Source organism: Nocardioides sp. (assembly GCF_036401255.1).
Lineage (GTDB): Bacteria > Actinomycetota > Actinomycetes > Propionibacteriales > Nocardioidaceae > Nocardioides.
Genome location: NZ_DASWVI010000232.1, coordinates 1 through 16152 on the forward strand (window position 1 = coordinate 1; position 16152 = coordinate 16152).

General features: G+C 71.9%; 16 protein-coding genes. 6 read left to right on the top strand and 10 right to left on the bottom strand.

Translation table 11 applies throughout. From position 1 onward, the window contains the following. Both groEL and groES read right to left on the bottom strand, forming a co-directional pair. Positions 1-875, bottom strand: an 875-nt coding sequence (gene groEL, locus VGD85_RS10660; protein WP_331063416.1) for a chaperonin GroEL, incomplete at its 3' end; no start/stop codon positions are given. Positions 876-1006: 131 nt separating this feature from the next. Beyond that, complete coding sequence (gene groES / locus VGD85_RS10665) at positions 1007-1300, bottom strand: co-chaperone GroES (RefSeq protein ID WP_183592203.1); 294 nt, start codon at positions 1298-1300, stop codon at positions 1007-1009. Positions 1301-1493: 193 nt separating this feature from the next. On the opposite strand from groES, the gene VGD85_RS10670 reads away from it, so the two are divergent. After that, a complete protein-coding gene (locus tag VGD85_RS10670; protein ID WP_331063417.1) occupies positions 1494-2660 on the top strand; it encodes a class I SAM-dependent methyltransferase in 1167 nt (388 codons plus the stop codon). Positions 2661-3041: 381 nt separating this feature from the next. Here the strand turns inward: VGD85_RS10670 and VGD85_RS10675 are convergent, their stop codons facing one another. The 5 genes from VGD85_RS10675 to VGD85_RS10695 form a co-directional block, all read right to left on the bottom strand. Further along, on the bottom strand, positions 3042-3668 hold the full coding sequence (locus VGD85_RS10675; protein ID WP_331063418.1) for a hypothetical protein: 627 nt from the start codon (positions 3666-3668) through the stop codon (positions 3042-3044). Positions 3669-3842: 174 nt separating this feature from the next. Further along, on the bottom strand, positions 3843-4454 hold the full coding sequence (locus VGD85_RS10680; RefSeq protein ID WP_331063419.1) for an MBL fold metallo-hydrolase: 612 nt from the start codon (positions 4452-4454) through the stop codon (positions 3843-3845). Beyond that, entirely contained in the window at positions 4454-5551 is a 1098-nt protein-coding gene (locus tag VGD85_RS10685) for an S-(hydroxymethyl)mycothiol dehydrogenase (RefSeq protein WP_331063420.1), read from the bottom strand. Before VGD85_RS10685 ends, VGD85_RS10680 begins: the two co-directional genes overlap by 1 nt. Before the next feature lie 73 nt (positions 5552-5624). Continuing rightward, positions 5625-6218, bottom strand: a complete 594-nt coding sequence (locus VGD85_RS10690; RefSeq protein ID WP_331063421.1) for a hypothetical protein — start codon at positions 6216-6218, stop codon at positions 5625-5627. Between the two features lie 47 nt (positions 6219-6265). Then, on the bottom strand, positions 6266-7684 hold the full coding sequence (locus VGD85_RS10695) for a nitronate monooxygenase (protein ID WP_331063422.1): 1419 nt from the start codon (positions 7682-7684) through the stop codon (positions 6266-6268). Between the two features lie 172 nt (positions 7685-7856). On the opposite strand from VGD85_RS10695, the gene VGD85_RS10700 reads away from it, so the two are divergent. The 3 genes from VGD85_RS10700 (at position 7857) to VGD85_RS10710 (ending at position 11754) form a co-directional block, all read left to right on the top strand. Next, the gene (locus VGD85_RS10700; protein ID WP_331063423.1) at positions 7857-8375 is read left to right on the top strand and encodes a SigE family RNA polymerase sigma factor; all 519 of its coding nucleotides are present in this window, start codon (positions 7857-7859) and stop codon (positions 8373-8375) included. After that, positions 8372-9502 carry a hypothetical protein gene (locus VGD85_RS10705; RefSeq protein ID WP_331063424.1) on the top strand — a complete coding sequence of 377 codons (1131 nt, stop codon included), beginning with the start codon at positions 8372-8374 and terminating at the stop codon, positions 9500-9502. The genes VGD85_RS10700 and VGD85_RS10705 overlap by 4 nt, the downstream gene beginning before the upstream one ends. A gap of 110 nt (positions 9503-9612) precedes the next feature. Beyond that, complete coding sequence (locus VGD85_RS10710) at positions 9613-11754, top strand: MMPL family transporter (RefSeq protein ID WP_331063425.1); 2142 nt, start codon at positions 9613-9615, stop codon at positions 11752-11754. Between the two features lie 9 nt (positions 11755-11763). Here VGD85_RS10710 and tsaD read toward each other — a convergent pair whose 3' ends face one another. Both tsaD and VGD85_RS10720 read right to left on the bottom strand, forming a co-directional pair. Continuing rightward, positions 11764-12831 (bottom strand): tRNA (adenosine(37)-N6)-threonylcarbamoyltransferase complex transferase subunit TsaD, encoded by a 1068-nt coding sequence (gene tsaD / locus VGD85_RS10715; RefSeq protein ID WP_331063426.1) that lies wholly within the window; start codon positions 12829-12831, stop codon positions 11764-11766. 4 nt (positions 12832-12835) lie between these two features. Further along, complete coding sequence (locus tag VGD85_RS10720) at positions 12836-13642, bottom strand: AraC family transcriptional regulator (protein ID WP_331063427.1); 807 nt, start codon at positions 13640-13642, stop codon at positions 12836-12838. A 49-nt stretch (positions 13643-13691) separates the two neighbouring features. On the opposite strand from VGD85_RS10720, the gene VGD85_RS10725 reads away from it, so the two are divergent. Together VGD85_RS10725 and VGD85_RS10730 are read left to right on the top strand one after the other, a co-directional pair. Continuing rightward, positions 13692-14102, top strand: coding sequence for a DUF2000 domain-containing protein (locus VGD85_RS10725; RefSeq protein WP_331063428.1), 411 nt, complete (start codon positions 13692-13694; stop codon positions 14100-14102). A gap of 73 nt (positions 14103-14175) precedes the next feature. Continuing rightward, positions 14176-15828, top strand: a complete 1653-nt coding sequence (locus VGD85_RS10730) for an HAD family acid phosphatase (protein WP_331063429.1) — start codon at positions 14176-14178, stop codon at positions 15826-15828. Here VGD85_RS10730 and VGD85_RS10735 read toward each other — a convergent pair. After that, on the bottom strand, positions 15816-16152 hold a 337-nt coding region (locus VGD85_RS10735; RefSeq protein WP_331063430.1), incomplete at its 5' end, for a GNAT family N-acetyltransferase. The genes VGD85_RS10730 and VGD85_RS10735 overlap by 13 nt on opposite strands.

Here is a 16152-nt window from a genome sequence, read left to right on the forward strand (position 1 = left end):
GTCGCGATGTCCTGCATCATCGCCTTGCGGCGGTCACCGAACGCCGGGCTCTTGACCGCGACGGCGTTGAAGGTGCCGCGGATCTTGTTCACGACCAGGGTCGAGAGCGCCTCGCCCTCGACGTCCTCGGCGAGGATGAACAGCGGCTTGCCGGACTGGATGACCTTCTCCAGCAGCGGCAGCAGCTCGGCCACCGCCGAGATCTTGCCCTGGTGCAGGAGGATGTAGGGGTCGTCGAGGACGGCCTCCATGCGCTCCGGGTCGGTCACGAAGTACTGGCTGATGTAGCCCTTGTCGAACTGCATGCCCTCGGTGAACTCGAGCTCGGTGCCCATGGTGTTGGACTCCTCGACCGTGATCACGCCGTCCTTGCCGACCTTGTCGAAGGCCTCGGCGAGCAGGTCGCCGATCAGGCTGTCGCGGCTGGAGATCGTGGCGACCGACGCCATGTCCTCGCGCGACTCGACCTCGCGGGCGGCCTCCTTGAGGGCGTCGCCGACGGCCTCGGCGGCGGCGTCCATGCCGCGCTTGAGGCCCATCGGGTTGGCGCCGGCGGTGACCGCGCGCAGGCCCTCGTGGACCATCGCCTGGGCGAGCACGGTGGCGGTGGTGGTGCCGTCGCCCGCGATGTCGTTGGTCTTGGTCGCCACCTCCTTGCACAGCTGGGCGCCGAGGTTCTCGAACGGGTCGTCGAGCTCGATCTCACGCGCGACGGTCACGCCGTCGTTGGTGATGGTCGGGGCGCCCCACTTCTTGTCGAGGACCACGTAGCGGCCCTTGGGACCGAGCGTGACCTTGACGGCGTTGGCGAGCGCGTCGACACCACGCTCGAGCGAGCGTCGGCCGGACTCGTCGAACTCCAGGATCTTGGGCATGTGTCTCCTCTAGAAAGAAAAAGGCCTGACGTGCCTGGCGCCCGGCTGGCAAGGCGCCGCCGCGAAGGCGACCTGAAGAGCGGAGCGGTCGTCGAGCGGCGGCAACGCTGCCAGCCGGGATGCCAGGTGCGTCAGGAAACGACGGCGAGGACGTCGCGCGCGGAGAGGATGAGGTACTCCTCGCCGGCGTACTTGACCTCGGTGCCGCCGTACTTGCTGTAGATGACCTTGTCGCCGACGCTGACGTCGAGCGGGACGCGGTTGCCGTTGTCGTCGATGCGGCCCGGGCCGATGGCGAGGACCTCGCCCTCCTGGGGCTTCTCCTTGGCGGTGTCCGGGATGACCAGGCCCGAGGCCGTGGTCTGCTCGGCGTCGAGCGGCTTGACGACGATCCGGTCCTCGAGGGGCTTGATGTTGACCGACACTCCTGATCAACCTCCACTTTCTGGTGCTTCGAGTTTGGTGGGTGATGCACGTCTGGTGCCTGCCGACCGGTACGCCGTCGCGGGGGTCGCACCGGATGACAAGCGCTGGCACACTCGCATCGAGAGTGCCAACTCAGAAACTAGCACTCTCGCCAACTGAGTGCCAGCGCGCCCGAGGTGACAGGATCCGGGGGTGGATCTCGACGCGTTCGGCTGGCTGCTGACCGGCGACGGCCAGCGCCTCCTCGACGCGGCCGCGGAGGCCGTCGCGGCGCACGAGGACCCGCTGGCGACCCAGACCCGGCTGCGTCGTACCGCCGACCCGGCGCACGTCGCGGCCGCGCTCACCCAGGCCACGCTGCGGGTCCGCGGCCGCGAGAAGTTCGGCGAGCTGGCGGATCGGATGTACTTCACGCCGGAGGGGCTCGAGCAGGCCACCCGGCACCGGGTGGCCGAGCACCGAGCGGCCCGGCTGGTCGCCGCGTCCGCCCGGACCCTCGTCGACCTCGGGTGTGGGATCGGCGGCGACCTGCTCGCCGCGTCCCGGGCCGGCCTGACCGCGGCGGGCGTCGACCTCGACCCCGTGCGGGTGGCGGTCGCCCGGGCGAACCTCGACGCGCTCGGCCTGGCCGGAGCGGTGATGGTGGCCGACGCGACCGCCCTCGACACCACGCCGTTCGACGTGGCGTTCGCCGACCCGGCCCGGCGTACCGCGCGCGGCCGCACCTTCGACGTGGACGGCTGGACGCCGCCGTGGCCGTTCGTCGAGCGGCTGCTGGCCCGCGACGCGTGTGTCAAGGTCGCCCCCGGCATCCCGCACGAGCTCGTGCCCGCGGGCGTCGAGGCGGAGTGGGTCAGCGACCACGGGGACGTCAAGGAGGCCGCCCTCTGGTCGGGGCGGCTCGCGACCACGGCACGGCGCGCGACCGTCATCGGCGACGGCGGCCTGACGACGCTCACCGACGAGGACGACCCGGGCGCCGGCGTCGGGCCGGTCGGCCGGTTCCTCTACGAGCCGGACGGCGCGGTCATCCGGGCCGGCCTGGTGACCGCGGTCGCCGCGGGCGTCGAGGGCCGCCTGGTCGACGAGCACATCGCGTACGTCGCCTCGGACGCGTCGTACCGGACGCCGTTCGCCCGTGGGTACGAGGTGCTCGAGGAGCTGCCCTACCGCGAGAAGGCCCTGCGCGCCGCGCTCCGCGAACGACGCATCGGCCGGCTCACGATCAAGAAGCGCGGCGTGGACGTCGTGCCTGAGCAGCTGCGTCGACAGCTGGACCTCAGCGGCGACGAGGAGGCAACGATCGTGCTCACCCGCGTCGCCGGCCACGGCACCGCGCTGCTGGTCCGGCCGTTCTGAGCTGCCCCGGCCTGAGCTTGCGAAGGCCGGGAGACAGCAGCCAGGTCGAGTAGCCCCGCGACCGACGGAGGAGGTCGCGACGGGCGTATCGAGACCTCAGTCGCGCAGCGGGTCTCGATACGCCGTCACTCGTCCCCCACGACGGCCACTCGACCACCGAACCCCGACTCGTTGGTCGAGTAGCGAGCGCCAGCGAGCGTATCGAGACCCCCACCCGAAACGGTCTCGATACGCCGCCGCTCGTCCCTCGCGACGGCTACTCGACCACCGAACAGCCCGACAGCCCCGCGACCACCGGAAGCCTCCCGAAATGCACCATCTCCCGGGAGCCGAAGGGGGCTCCCGGGAGATGAGTATCGGTGACGCTCAGACCGTCCGGGTTCAGACCGTGGCGGCCCGGGCACCCAGCGGGGCGGTCTTCTCGACCCGGCGGGCGTGCCAGATGCCGAGGCCGGCGAGGACCAGCAGGACACCGGCGCCGATGAAGGCGACGACCGCGGCGATGCCGGCGATGGTGCCGATGGTGGCGAACGCGTAGCCGTAGAGGAGCAGGCCGCGCAGGGTGTTGCCGTCGAGCAGGGTGGCCTTCAGGCCGGCCCATGCGGCCGCCTCGTCCTGCTCAGCCTGGGTGGGGTTGGGGTTCTCGGCGAGCGCGGCGCCCAGCGCACGGGCCTTGGCGCTGGCCTGGGAGTAGGACAGGACCTCGCCCGCGAGCTCCTCGGAGGAGGCGTTCATGTGGGCCAGGATGTAGTGGTCGGCGAAGGCCTTGGCCTCGGGGCCGCTGTCGAGCGGGCTGCCGGCGTACTGCTTGAGCACGTCCGCGTCGGCCTTGGGGAGGCTGGCGAGGGCGTCGCCCTCCGGCATGACGATGTCCTGCATCGCGAACTGGTCGTGGACCTGGTCGCCGATGAAGGTGTTCGCCCAGGTGAGCAGGCCACCTGCAACGAGAAGGACGGCGGCGAGAGCCAGGCCCGTCCACGAGATGAGCTTGTCGAATGCAGATCGCATCGTGGTGACTCCTAGTTCGGGGCGGTGTCTCCGCCACATCTGCTTTGGTGGCTTCACCGTATGAACTTGAACCCTGAACCAATCAGGGCCGGAGTCCTCGCGATAGGGGGCCCTACGGTCCCCATTTAGTGGGACCTTCGGCGTCCTCGGGACCGGGACCTGTCCCGGCCCCGATCAGGTCCCGAGTCCCGTCCGCTCCGCACCGATGGTCGAGTCCGGGCCGTGCCCGGTGTGCACCACGGTGTCGTCGGGCAGCGCGAACAGCCTCGCGCGGATCGACTCCACGATCAGATCCGCGTCGGAGAACGACCGCCCGGTGGCGCCCGGGCCGCCCTGGAAGAGCGTGTCACCGGTGAACACGCAGCCCAGGTCCTCGGCGTACAGGCACACCGCGCCGGGCGCGTGCCCGGGCGTGTGCAGCACCCGCAGGCGGGTGCCCGCGACCTCGATCTCGAACCCGTCCTCGAGGTCGAGGTCCCACAGGTACCGGGTGTGGGTGAGCTCCCACAGCTGCCGGTCCGCCGGGTGCAGCATGATCGGCGCGACGACCTCCTCGCGCAGCGCGGGCGCGACGCGGACGTGGTCGTCGTGGGCATGGGTGCAGACGATCGCCTTGACCTTGCGGTCCCCCACGACCGCGAGGATGTCGGCGACGTCGTGGGGCGCGTCGATCACGATGCACTCGGCGTCGTCGCCGACCACCCAGATGTTGTTCTCGACCTCGAACGTCTCGCCGTCGAGGCTGAACGTCCCCGACGACACCCCGTGGTCCACCCGGGCGGCCATCAGAAGACCACCACCGAGCGCAGGACGCCGCCCTCGTGCATGCGCCCGAACGCCGCCTCGACGTCGTCGATGCCGATCTCCTCGGAGACGAACGCGTCGAGGTCGAGCCGGCCCTGCTGGTAGAGGTCGACGAGCATCGGGAAGTCCCGGCTGGGCAGGCAGTCGCCGTACCAGCTGGACTTCAGCGACCCACCCCGGCCGAACAGGTCGATCAGGGGCAGGTCGGGGACCGTCATCTCCGGAGTGGGTACGCCGACGAGCACCACGGTGCCGGCCAGGTCGCGGGCGTAGAACGCCTGCTTCCAGGTCTCCGGCCGCCCCACGGCCTCGATGACCACGTCCGCGCCGAAGCCGCCGGTCAGCTCCTGGATCGCGGCGACCGGGTCGGTGCCGCTGGAGTCGACCACGTGGGTCGCCCCCATCCGCCGGGCGGCGTCGAGCTTCTTCGCGTCGATGTCGACGGCGATGATCGGCGACGCGCCGGCCAGCGCGGAGCCGGCGACCGCGGCGACGCCGACGCCGCCGCACCCGATCACCGCGACGGAACGCCCGCGGGTCACGCCGCCGGTGTTGATCGCCGCACCGAGTCCGGCCATCACCCCGCAGCCGAGCAGCCCGACGGCCGCGGGACGCGCGGACGGGTCCACCTTGGTGCACTGGCCGGCGGCGACCAGGGTCTTCTCGGCGAACGCGCCGATCCCGAGGGCCGGTGTGAGCTCGGTGCCGGCGTCGGGTCCCTCGGCGAGCGTCATCTTCTGGGTGGCGTTGTGGGTCGCGAAGCAGTACCACGGCTCACCGCGGCGGCAGGCCCGGCACTCGCCGCACACGGCGCGCCAGTTGAGGATCACGAAGTCGCCCGGCGCCACCGCGGTCACTCCCGCGCCGACCGCCTCGACGATGCCCGCGGCCTCGTGGCCGAGCAGGAACGGGAACTCGTCGTTGATGCCGCCCTCGCGGTAGTGCAGGTCGGTGTGGCAGACCCCGCAGGCCTGCACCTTGACCACGGCCTCGCCCGGACCAGGGTCGGGCACGTTGATGGTGGTCACCTCGACGGGCCGCCCCTGGGACCGGGCGACCACGGCCTTCACCTGCTGCATGTTGCTCCCTCTCGCCGGACGGGTGTGAGGGGACCATGCAACAGCATGCCCGGTGACGGGCGAAGCGCCGCGGCTACTCCCGGTCGGCCGGGCGCTCCGTGCGTCCGCCCATGCCGGCCTGCCGGATCAGGCCGGAGACCAACTCCTGGGCCTGGCTGATCGTCGCGTTCAGCGTGTTCAGGCCGGTCTCGACGTCCCCGGCCTCCAGTGACCACTTGGCCGCGGCCATGCCCTGGATCAGCGAGTCGTTGATCTCGATGGCGTCGCGGTGCAGCAGCGCGGCGGTCTCGAGCCGGCGGCGTTCGGCCTCATTGCGGCGCAGCCGGTCGCTGGCCTCGCCGAGCAGGATGCCGAGCAGCAGGATCGGCAGCACGCGCGAGACCCAACCCACCGGGTCGAGGGAGACGTCGCGGACGATCACCCACACGACGATCAGCAGGACCGCGAACACCCCGGCGGCCGCCCCCTTGCGCAGCCCGAAGGCGAACGCGACCAGCGCCACCGGGAACACGTAGAGCATCGAGTAGGCGTCCTCGACGGTCCCTCCGGAGATGCGCAGGGCGAAGATGCCCGCGAAGAGCAGCGCCACCGCCGCCCAGGTCACCGGCGGTCGCCGCCGGAACCAGGCCTCGGTCGTGGTGGCCGCGCTCGGTCCGGGAAGCGTCATGAACCCCAGGATGCCCCGTCGGGGCCGGTCTGCGGTGGAACTGGCGCTCATCGACCCTCGATCCAGGCGACCGCCTCCGCGGCGGTCCAGCCGTCCGGATGGCGCTCGAGCAGGCGTCGGGGACCGTCCAGGTCGGTGCCGAGCGTGACGAGCCCAGGCTCCTGGTAGCCGTCCGGACGGGTCTGGCCCAGACCCACGTCCGCGGTCAGCGCGTTGCACAGGCACATCCGTCCCACGGTGTCGGCGACGTCGCCGCCCTTGCGTTGGTACGCCGCCACCGGCTCGCCCGGGCAGCGGTACCCGACCCGGCCGGCCGCCGTGAGGTACGGCGTACGCAGGTAGCCCAGGTCGCAGAGCCGCTCGCGCTCGGTGTAGACCTCGGGCTCGGAGAGGGTGCCGTCGAGCCGGGCGACCTTGAACGGGAAGCCGGTCGGCGAGGACCGCACGTCGGTGCGCACCCGCAGCGAGTCGGACCCGAGTCCGGTGCGGACCTGGTCGAGCAGCTCGGGGCGCAGGCCCGACTCGGCGGCCAGCGCGAACAGGGTGCCGACCTGGACCCCGGCCGCTCCGGCGGACCGCGCCGCGGCCAGTCCCTCCGGCGTGCCGTGGCCGCCGGCGAGCCAGAACGGCAGGCCGAGGGCGGCGACCTTGTCGAGGTCGACCGCGTCGCGCGCGCCGTACACGGGCTCGCCGTCGTCACCGAGCACGAGCGTGCCGCGCGGCGGCGCGTTGTGGCCGCCGGCGACCGGGCCCTCGATCACGAAGCCGTCGGGTCGCGTCGACTCGTCCCGGGCGAGGTACGCCGCGAGGACGGTCGCCGAGACGATCGCGAGGAACCGCGGCCGGCGCAGCGGCGGCAGGTGCGCGCCGAGCAGGTGGACCGGGTCGACCTCGATCCGGGACCGCTCCTCGGCGCCGTGGACGTCGACCCCGACCCCGGCCACGGACCCGGCCGCGAGGTCGGTCAGCAGCTGCGGGATCTCGCGGGGCACCCCGGCACCCATCAGCACGACGTCCACCCCGGCGAGCATCGCGCCGAGCGCGGCCGCGGGCGTGGCGAGCTGGATCTTCTCGAGGAAGTTGATCCCGACGCTGCCGTCGTGGCCCTGCTTGGCCAGCCAGACCTCGACGTAGTTGCCGAGCACGGTCAGCTCCTGGGCATGCCGGCTCGGCTTCAGCGCCGGCTTGGGCGTGGGGCGGTAGGGGCGGCCGGGTTCGCGACCCTCGGGGAGGAAGTAGCGATCGAGCGCGCGGGCGACCATCGTCTGGTCGGGGAAGTCCGCGAGCGCGCGGCGCGCGTGGTGGTCGGGGTCTCCGTCCTGCAGGCGGCGGGCGAGGACGGCGTCGAGCGCGGTCCCCGACACCACCCCGAGCTGCCCGGTCCGGGCGACCGCCCGGGCGAGCTGCCACGAGGAGACACCGACCCCCATCCCACCTTGGATGATGGACGGCGTCGTACCGGGCACAGGCTCTCCTCACGTCGGGTGCGGCGGTCGCAGACCCGCAGGCTCGCAGGCGGGGCCGGGCACCCGACAGGGCCGAAGGACCCCCGGTGGGGGTCCGGTCGGCGAACAATTGCAACCCTTCCGGGCACGGACGCGTCTTGGGGGTGTGTTGACGGAGGAACGAGGAGCCACGATGACGGAGCGGGACGCCGACTTCACGGCGTACCTCGAGGCCCGCCAGGGCCGCCTGCTCCGGACCGCCTACCTGCTCACCGGCGACCAGCACCAGGCCGAGGACCTGCTGCAGACGTCGCTGGCCAAGCTGTACCTCGCCTGGGACAAGGTCCGCGACCGCGGCTCGGTGGACGCCTACGTCCGCCGGATCATGGTCAACGAGAACAACTCCTTGTGGCGGCGCGGCTGGAAGCGGCGCGAGTCGCCCACCGAGGTGGTGCCCGAGGGCAACCCGGTCCACGACGCGTACGACGAGGGGCTCGGCGCGGCGGTCTGGGCGGTCGTCCAGACGCTGCCGCGCAAGGCCCGGGCGGTGGTCGTGCTGCGCTACTACGAGCAGCTGTCCGAGGCCGAGACCGCCGACGTGCTCGGCATCTCGGTCGGCACCGTGAAGTCCCAGACCAGCCGGGCGCTGGCCGCGCTGCGCGAGCGAACGCCCGCCGACCTGAACCCGATCCACCGGGAGGAGGAGCGATGACCGAGGAGACCTTCGTCCGGGAGCTGGAGCGCCGCGCGGATGTCGTGCACGGTGCGCCGCTCACCTTCGAGGCCGTGCGCAGCAAGGCGCACGGCATCCGCCGGCGGCGCCGGACCGCCGTGGCGGGCGCGGTGGCGGCGGTGGTCGCGGCCGCGATCCTGGTGCCGACCGTGTTGACCGGTGGCACCAACCGCTCCGACGGCCCCGAGCCTGCGCCGGCGATCCCGACCGTGCCGGGCGCGTCCGTGCTCCACGACGGCGTGGTCACCCGCCCCGACGGCAGCACCGTGCCGGTCGACGTCGACAACGCGAACGTCACCAACTTCGGGGTGCTGACCGACGGCCGGGTGGTTGTCGCGCTGCAGGAGCCCTACGTCGTGCGGGTGTACGCCGGCAACGGCAGCATCCGGGCGGAGTACCCGGTGCAGGCGAACGTGGTCGTCATGAGCGCCGACGACACCGTGGCCGCGTGGGTCGGAGAGGACTACCGGACGTCGGTCCTGCGCAGCGGCGCCGCCGAGCTGGTGACGATGGACGGTCCGCCCTCGCCCGGAGGCGAGTCCCCCGGCAGCATCGACGCCGTCCTCGACGCGGACCACGTCCTGGTGGGCGACCACTCCACCACCTCGGAGGTGGTGAGGCCCCAGGGCAAGCAGGAGCTGACGACCAGCGAGCCGCTCCGGGTCACCGACGTGAGCCCCGACGGCGATCTCTGGGCCGTGCAGTACGACGGCGGCCCGGACTCGCAGGAAGGCTGCGCGGGTCTCTACGACCCCGAGACCGCAACGATGCTGGCGCGCAACTGCGAGGCAGCGAGGCTGACGTTCTCCCCCGACGGCAAGCACCTGCTCAGCCTGCGCGGCGACAACAACATGTACGGCGAGGGCACGATCCTCGACCTGGACCTCCAGCCCGTCGGCAGCTTCGCGTCGTCCGGGCAGGGCGACGTCATCAGCCGCGCCGCCTGGGCGGACGCGACGCACGTGCTCGTCGCCCGGACGGACTGGACGGACAGCACCTGGTCGCTGGTGCGGGTCGGCCTCGGCTGGGACGACCCGGAGGTCGTCGTACCCGAACAAGCCGGCGGCAACCCCGAGGGGGTCGCGGAGTTCGTCCTCTCCGATTGACCCGATGGGTACGTACGGTGGGATTGATCCGATGGGTACTTAAGTCGGAGGCAGAGCGAGACCGAACCTCGCTAGGGTCGTGAGACGTGTTCGCCGCCCTTGGTCGCTTCGTGTCCCGTCGTCCCTGGTACGTCATCGGCGCATGGGTGCTGCTCGCCGGCCTCGTGATCGTCTTCGCGCCTGCCCTGCAGACGACGTCCGACGAGTCGGACTTCCTGCCCGATCACTACGAGTCGATCAAGGCCGCCAAGATCCAGGACGACAAGTTCCCCGGCGCCACCACGCCGGGCGCGATCCTGGTCTTCGAGCGCAAGGACGGCGACAAGCTCACCGCCGACGACCAGGCGTCGATCGACCAGGTCGCCGCCAAGTTGGGGCCGAAGCTCAACGACAAGACCTTCGTGCAGCAGGTCACCACCACCGATCCCGAGGGCAACCCCAACGTCTCGCAGGACGGCCTGGTGCAGATCGGCGTCATCGGCCTCGCCGACAACGCCACGGGCTTCGACGACCAGGCCATCGAGGACGGCAAGGACCTGCGCACGGAGCTCGAGCCGCTCATGAAGGGCTCCGACCTCAACGTCCTCACGACCGGGTCGGTCCCGCAGAGCCTCGACTCGCAGGAGGAGGGCGACAAGACCCTCGCCATCGTGTTCCTGGCCACGGTCGTGCTCATCGTCGTGCTGCTCGGGATCATCTTCCGCAGCGTGATCATCTGCCTGATGCCGATCCTGGTGGTCACGCTGGCCTCCTCGGTCGCGACCGGCCTGATCGGCTGGGCCAACGAGATCTTCGACCTCAAGGCCGACTCCTCGATCGAGACGATCCTGGTCGTCGTCCTCTACGGCATCGGCACCGACTACATCCTGTTCTTCCTGTTCCGCTACCGCGAGCGGCTCCGCCAGGGCGAGGAGACGCGTGCGTCGGTCGTGCACGCCCTCGAGCGGGCCGGCGAGGCCATCGCCTCGGCCGGTGGCGCGGTCATCGTGGCGTTCATGGCGCTGCTGCTCAGCTCGCTGAGCCTGTTCCGGGCCATCGGGCCGGCACTGGCGATCGCGGTCGCCGTCACGCTGGTCGCCGCGCTGACGCTCGTGCCGGCGGTGGTCACCGTGCTCGGCCGCGCGCTGTTCTGGCCGAGCAAGAAGTGGCGCCGCGAGCCCGAGGCCGCCCGGTTCGGGCGGGTCGGGGCGGCACTCGGCCGCCACCCGGGACGCTTCGCGCTCGCCTCCGGGACGGTCATGGTCGCCCTCGCGGCCTTCGCGCTCAGCTTCAACCCGTCGTTCGACTTCAACTCCAGCCTGCCCAAGGACGTCGAGTCCACGCAGGGCCTGGAGGTGTTCCAGGACCACTTCGCCGCCGGCGCCAGCGAGCCGATCCCCGTGGTCCTCGTCTCCGACGACGGTCCGCTCGACCAGGGCGCGCTGGAGACCTACCGCACCGACCTGGAGGGCGCGCAGGGCGTGTCACAGGTCTACCCGGGCGAGCTCTCGGAGGACGGGACCGCCGCGCAGTTCAGCGTCGTCCTCGACCACGATCCGGCCTCCGACGCCGCGCTGAACGACGTCAAGGGACCGGTCCGCGACGCGGCCCACGACTCGGCGCCCGACGGCACCGAGGCCTATGTGGGCGGTACGCCGTCGGTCTTCGCCGACCTGCAGAAGGCGATGGCCCGCGACTACTCCGTGGTGTTCCCGGTCGCCGCGCTCATCATCATGGTGATCCTCGCGCTGCTGCTGCGCAGCCTGGTCGCGCCGTGGTACCTCATGGCGGCGGTCGGCCTCGGCTTCGCCGCGACCCTCGGTGCGACCGTGGTGATGTTCCAGGACGTGCTCGGGCACGAGGGCCTGATCTTCATGCTGCCGATCTACATCTACCTGTTCGTCACCGCCCTCGGCACCGACTACAACATCTTGATGATCGCCCGGCTGCGCGAGGAGGCCCGGGAGGGCCGCGACCCGCACCAGGCGGCCTCGGAGGCGGTCAAGCACGCCGGACCGACGATCGCGGCCGCCGGCGTCATCCTCGCCGGCACGTTCGCCTCGCTGATGCTCGGCGGCAACACGCTGATCCAGTCGATGGGCTTCGCGCTGTCCTTCGGCATCTTCGTGGCCGCGTTCGTGATGTCGATGTTCTTCACCCCGGCGCTGACCGCGCTGATCGGGCACACCGCGTGGTGGCCGGGCCACGAGGACCAGAAGGCCCACGAGCTCTCCGACGTCACCGACCCGCCCACGCACGCCGGCACTCCCTGACCGGAGCGCTCAGACGAGGACCTCGGTCACCGGCAGCGAGGAGTCGGCGGGGAGGTCGAGCGGGGACGGGGTGCGGCCCCGGGCGACCATCTCGGCGCCGAGCGCGGCGACCATGGCGCCGTTGTCGGTGCACAGGCCGGGGCGGGGCACCCGCACCCGGATGCCGCGGGCGCTGGCCCGCTCCTCGGCGAGCGCCCTCAGGCGGGAGTTCGCGGCCACGCCGCCGCCGATGAGGATGTCCTCGATGCCCTCGCTGGCCGCGGCGTCGATCGCCTTGCGGGTGAGCACGTCGCACACCGCCTCCTGGAAGCTGGCGGCGACGTCCGCCACCGGCACCGGCTCGCCGGACCGCTCCCGCGCCTCGACCCAGCGCGCGACGGCCGTCTTGAGACCGGAGAAGGAGAAGTCGAACCGGTGCCGCTCCAGGTCCCGGCGGCTGGTCAGCCCGCGCGGGAAGTCGACGTACACGCTGTCGCCCTCGCGGGCGGCACGGTCGATGTGCGGGCCGCCCGGGAACGGCAGCCCGAGCAGTCGGGCGACCTTGTCGAAGGCCTCCCCCGCCGCGTCGTCGATCGTCGAGCCCATCGGGTCGACGCCGGCGGTGACGTCCTCGACGCGCAGCAGGCTGGAGTGGCCGCCGCTGACGAGCATCGCCAGGCACGGCTCGGGCAGCGGGCCGTGCTCGAGCTGGTCGACCGCGACGTGCGCGGCCAGGTGGTTGACGCCGTAGATCGGCTTGCCGAGCCCGACCGCGAGCGCCTTGGCCGCGGCCACGCCGACCATCAGCGCGCCCGCGAGCCCCGGCCCGCTCGTGACCGCGATCGCGTCGACGTCGAAGAGCCGGATGCCCGCGGTCTCGCACGCCCGCTCGATCGTCGGCACCATCGCCTCGAGGTGGGCGCGGCTCGCCACCTCGGGCACCACCCCGCCGAAGCGCGCGTGCTCGTCGACGCTGCTGGCCACCGCGTCCGCGAGCAGCGTGTGCCCGCGGACGATGCCGACGCCGGTCTCGTCGCACGAGGTCTCGATGCCCAGCACCAGGGGCGCGTTGCGGTCGTTGCTCACCGGTTCGCTCACCCGGTCATTGTGCCGACCGGGCGTACGCCGCCGGCGTGACCCCCAGCAGCCGGCGGAAGTGCCGGGTCAGGTGGGCCTGGTCATGGAAGCCGACCGCGACCGCGACCTCCGCCGGGCGGGACCCGGCCAGCAGCAGCCGGCGCGCCCGGTCCAGGCGCCGTCCGGTGAGGTAGCGATGGGGCGGGATGCCGAACTCCGCGCCGAAGGCCCGCACCAGGTGGGCCGGGTGCGCACCCAACGAGTCCGCGGCGGCCACCAGCGTCAGGCCCTCGACCACGTCGGCGTCGAGCAGTGCCCGGAGCCGGTGGGCCAGCGGCCGGTCGCGGCGTACGCCGGACGGCTCGGTCGCGCCCGCGAGCCGTTGGCGCAGGCCGTCGCTCAGCAGCGCGAGCCGCACCTCGCCCTCGAAGCCGTCGCCCGGCCGGTCGAGCACCGCGTGCAGCTCGTGCGCCTGTCGGCGCAGCACCGGGTCGACCCAGCCCGGGTGGTCCACCGCGGCGCCGATCAGGTCGGCCCCGATCGTCTCCTCCTCGAGGTACACGACCCGCTTGCGGAACCCGGTCGCCTCCACGGACCGGCCGTCGTGCGGGACGTGCGGCGGCAGGAGCGTCACCCGATCGCCCAGTGCGCCGTGCTCGTGGCGCTCCAGGTCGTAGCGGACCGTGCCGGAGTCGACGAGCAGCAGCGTCCAGGTGTCGTGGGTGTGGGCTGGGTAGGCGTGCTCGGGGAACGTCGCGTGCAGCACCTCGGCGACCCCGGCGACCGCGGGTCGCCAGGCCCGGATCGTCGGCCCCGGCGCCTGCCCTGCCATGCAAGGAACGTACAAGACGCCCCACCCCGGACGCCGCGACGATCACGACATGGCCTTCGACACCAAGATCGCGGTGCTGCTCCGCGACGACCTCGCCCCGTGGCAGCGGCTCAACGCCACCGCGTTCCTCGTCAGCGGCGTGACGGCCGCCTGGCCCCAGCTCGTCGGGGAGCCGTACGCCGATGCCGACGGCACGACGTACCTCGCGATGCTCGGTCAACCGGTGCTCGTCTTCGAGGGCGACGCGGCCGCGCTGCGTGCGGCTCACGCCCGGGCCCTGCGACGCGAGCTGGCCGTGGGCGTGTTCACCGCCGACCTGTTCCGCACCGGCAACGACGAGGACAATCGGGCGGCGGTCCGGGCGGTCGCGGCCGACGACCTCGACCTGGTCGGGCTGGCCGTCCACGCCCCGCGCAACGCCGTCGACAAGATCGTCAAGGGGTCCCGACTCCACCCATAAGGGCAGGTTCCCAGCGTCCCCGGCCGGGCGTAGGTTGACCCGGTCAACCTCGCACTCCCCTCTAGGAGCACGCATGCGACCCTCGGGAAAGTCCCGGGCCCGCGCCCTCGTCACGGCCGCCTCGGCGATCACCCTGCTGGTGGGGACGGCGGCCGCCGCCGACGCCCGCACCGACGACGCCAAGCTCACCCCGCGCACCCACTTCGTGGTGCACCCGCTCAACCCGGACGGCAGCACGCCACGGCCGGCCGCGAACGGTGAGGCGATCCCCAACATCGACTCGGTGAAGTCGACGATCCGCAAGTACTACAACGCGAGCAGCGCCGGCATCGCCGACAAGACGAGCTCGCCCTACATCGCCGAGATCACCGGCATCGAGCAGGCGATCCTCAGCCAGCTCCCCGACCCCGCGCCCACGGCCGACCTCGCCGTCGTCCTCGACGCCGACGACACCACCCTCTGGACCTACGACATGGAGGACGGGGCGATGCACTTCAACTTCGACCCCAAGGTCCAGAACGACGACTGGGTGATGCCCGGCAGGTTCCCGGCGACGCCCGGCATGGTCGACTTCGTCGACGAGGTCCAGCGCCGCGGCTACCACGTCTTCGGCATCACCGGCCGGGGCGAGGCCCAGGAGCAGGCGACCCTCGACAACCTCACCAAGGTCGGCTACGACGAGTTCGACGCGGACAACTTCTACACCAAACCGGCCACGCCGCCGGCGTACCTCGACTGCCACGCCAGCGTCGACCCCAACGACGACCCGGCCAAGTGCAACACCGTCGAGTACAAGTCCGGCACCCGCGCCCACATCGAGTCCCTCGGCTACACGATCGCCCTCAACATCGGCGACCAGTACTCCGACCTCCAGGGTGGCCACGCGATGAACAGCGTCAAGCTGCCGAACCCGACCTACTACCTGCCCAGCCCGAACGTCGAGGGCGCCCCGGCCACGGACGCCGACCTCGTGCTGCCGACCCAGTTCGACATGGCCGCCGACGGGTCCAGCGGGCTGACCACCCCCGGCGACGAGATCCCGAACATCGACAACGTCAAGGCCGAGATCCGCGCCTACTACGGCGCCACCAACGGCATCGCGAACAAGACGGCCTCGCCGTACATCTCGCAGATGACGCGGATCGCGACCAAGTGGCGCCACCGGCTCTCCAGCATCTGCACCAAGGGCGCGCGCGCCAAGCAGCGGCCGGCGGTGGTCTTCGACGCCGACGACACCACGCTGATGACCTACGACATGGAGGACGGGGCGATGAAGTTCAACTTCGACCCGACCCTCCAGAACACCTGGGTCCAGGAGGGCCGGTTCCCGGCCACGCCGCGGATGCCCGGTGTGGTGCGCGCCGCCGCGAAGGCCGGCTGCAAGATCGTCGGACTGACCGGCCGCAACAACGGCCAGCGGGTCGCGACCCTCGACAACCTGGCGCGCTACTACCACGACGCCGACGGCAACCCGTACTTCAAGTCGGCGTTCTACTTCACCAAGTGGACGAGCAGCGACACGCCGCCGGCGTACGTCGACTGCGGGCTGGACGGCGACGCCACGAAGTGCTCGACGATCGACTACAAGGCCTCGACGCGCAAGTACGTGCAAGACGAGCTGGGGCTGCACATCGTCGCGAACTTCGGCGACCAGTTCAGCGACCTCAAGGGCGGGTTCTCCCAGCGGGCGGTCAAGCTGCCGAACCCGACGTACTACCTGCCCTGACCGTCAGGTGATCGGGCCGATGCGCCGCAGCCTCGGACGAGGCTGCGGCGCATCACCACGGCCGTAGCGCCGTCGCGGTAGTAGCGGCGGCGCCGGTCGACCTCGACGAACCCGCGGGCGGCGTAGAACGCGAGCGCGCCGGCGTTGTCCTCGCGCACCTCGAGCAGCAGCCGGTCGGCGGCTCCCGCACGAGCCCGCTCGACGACCGCGTCGAGGAGCTCGGTGGCCAGGCCGCCGCGGCGGTGCGCCGGGGCGACCGCGATCCGCTGCAGCTCGGCGATGTCGCCGACGACGCTGGCGACCGCGTGGCCGACCACCTGGCCG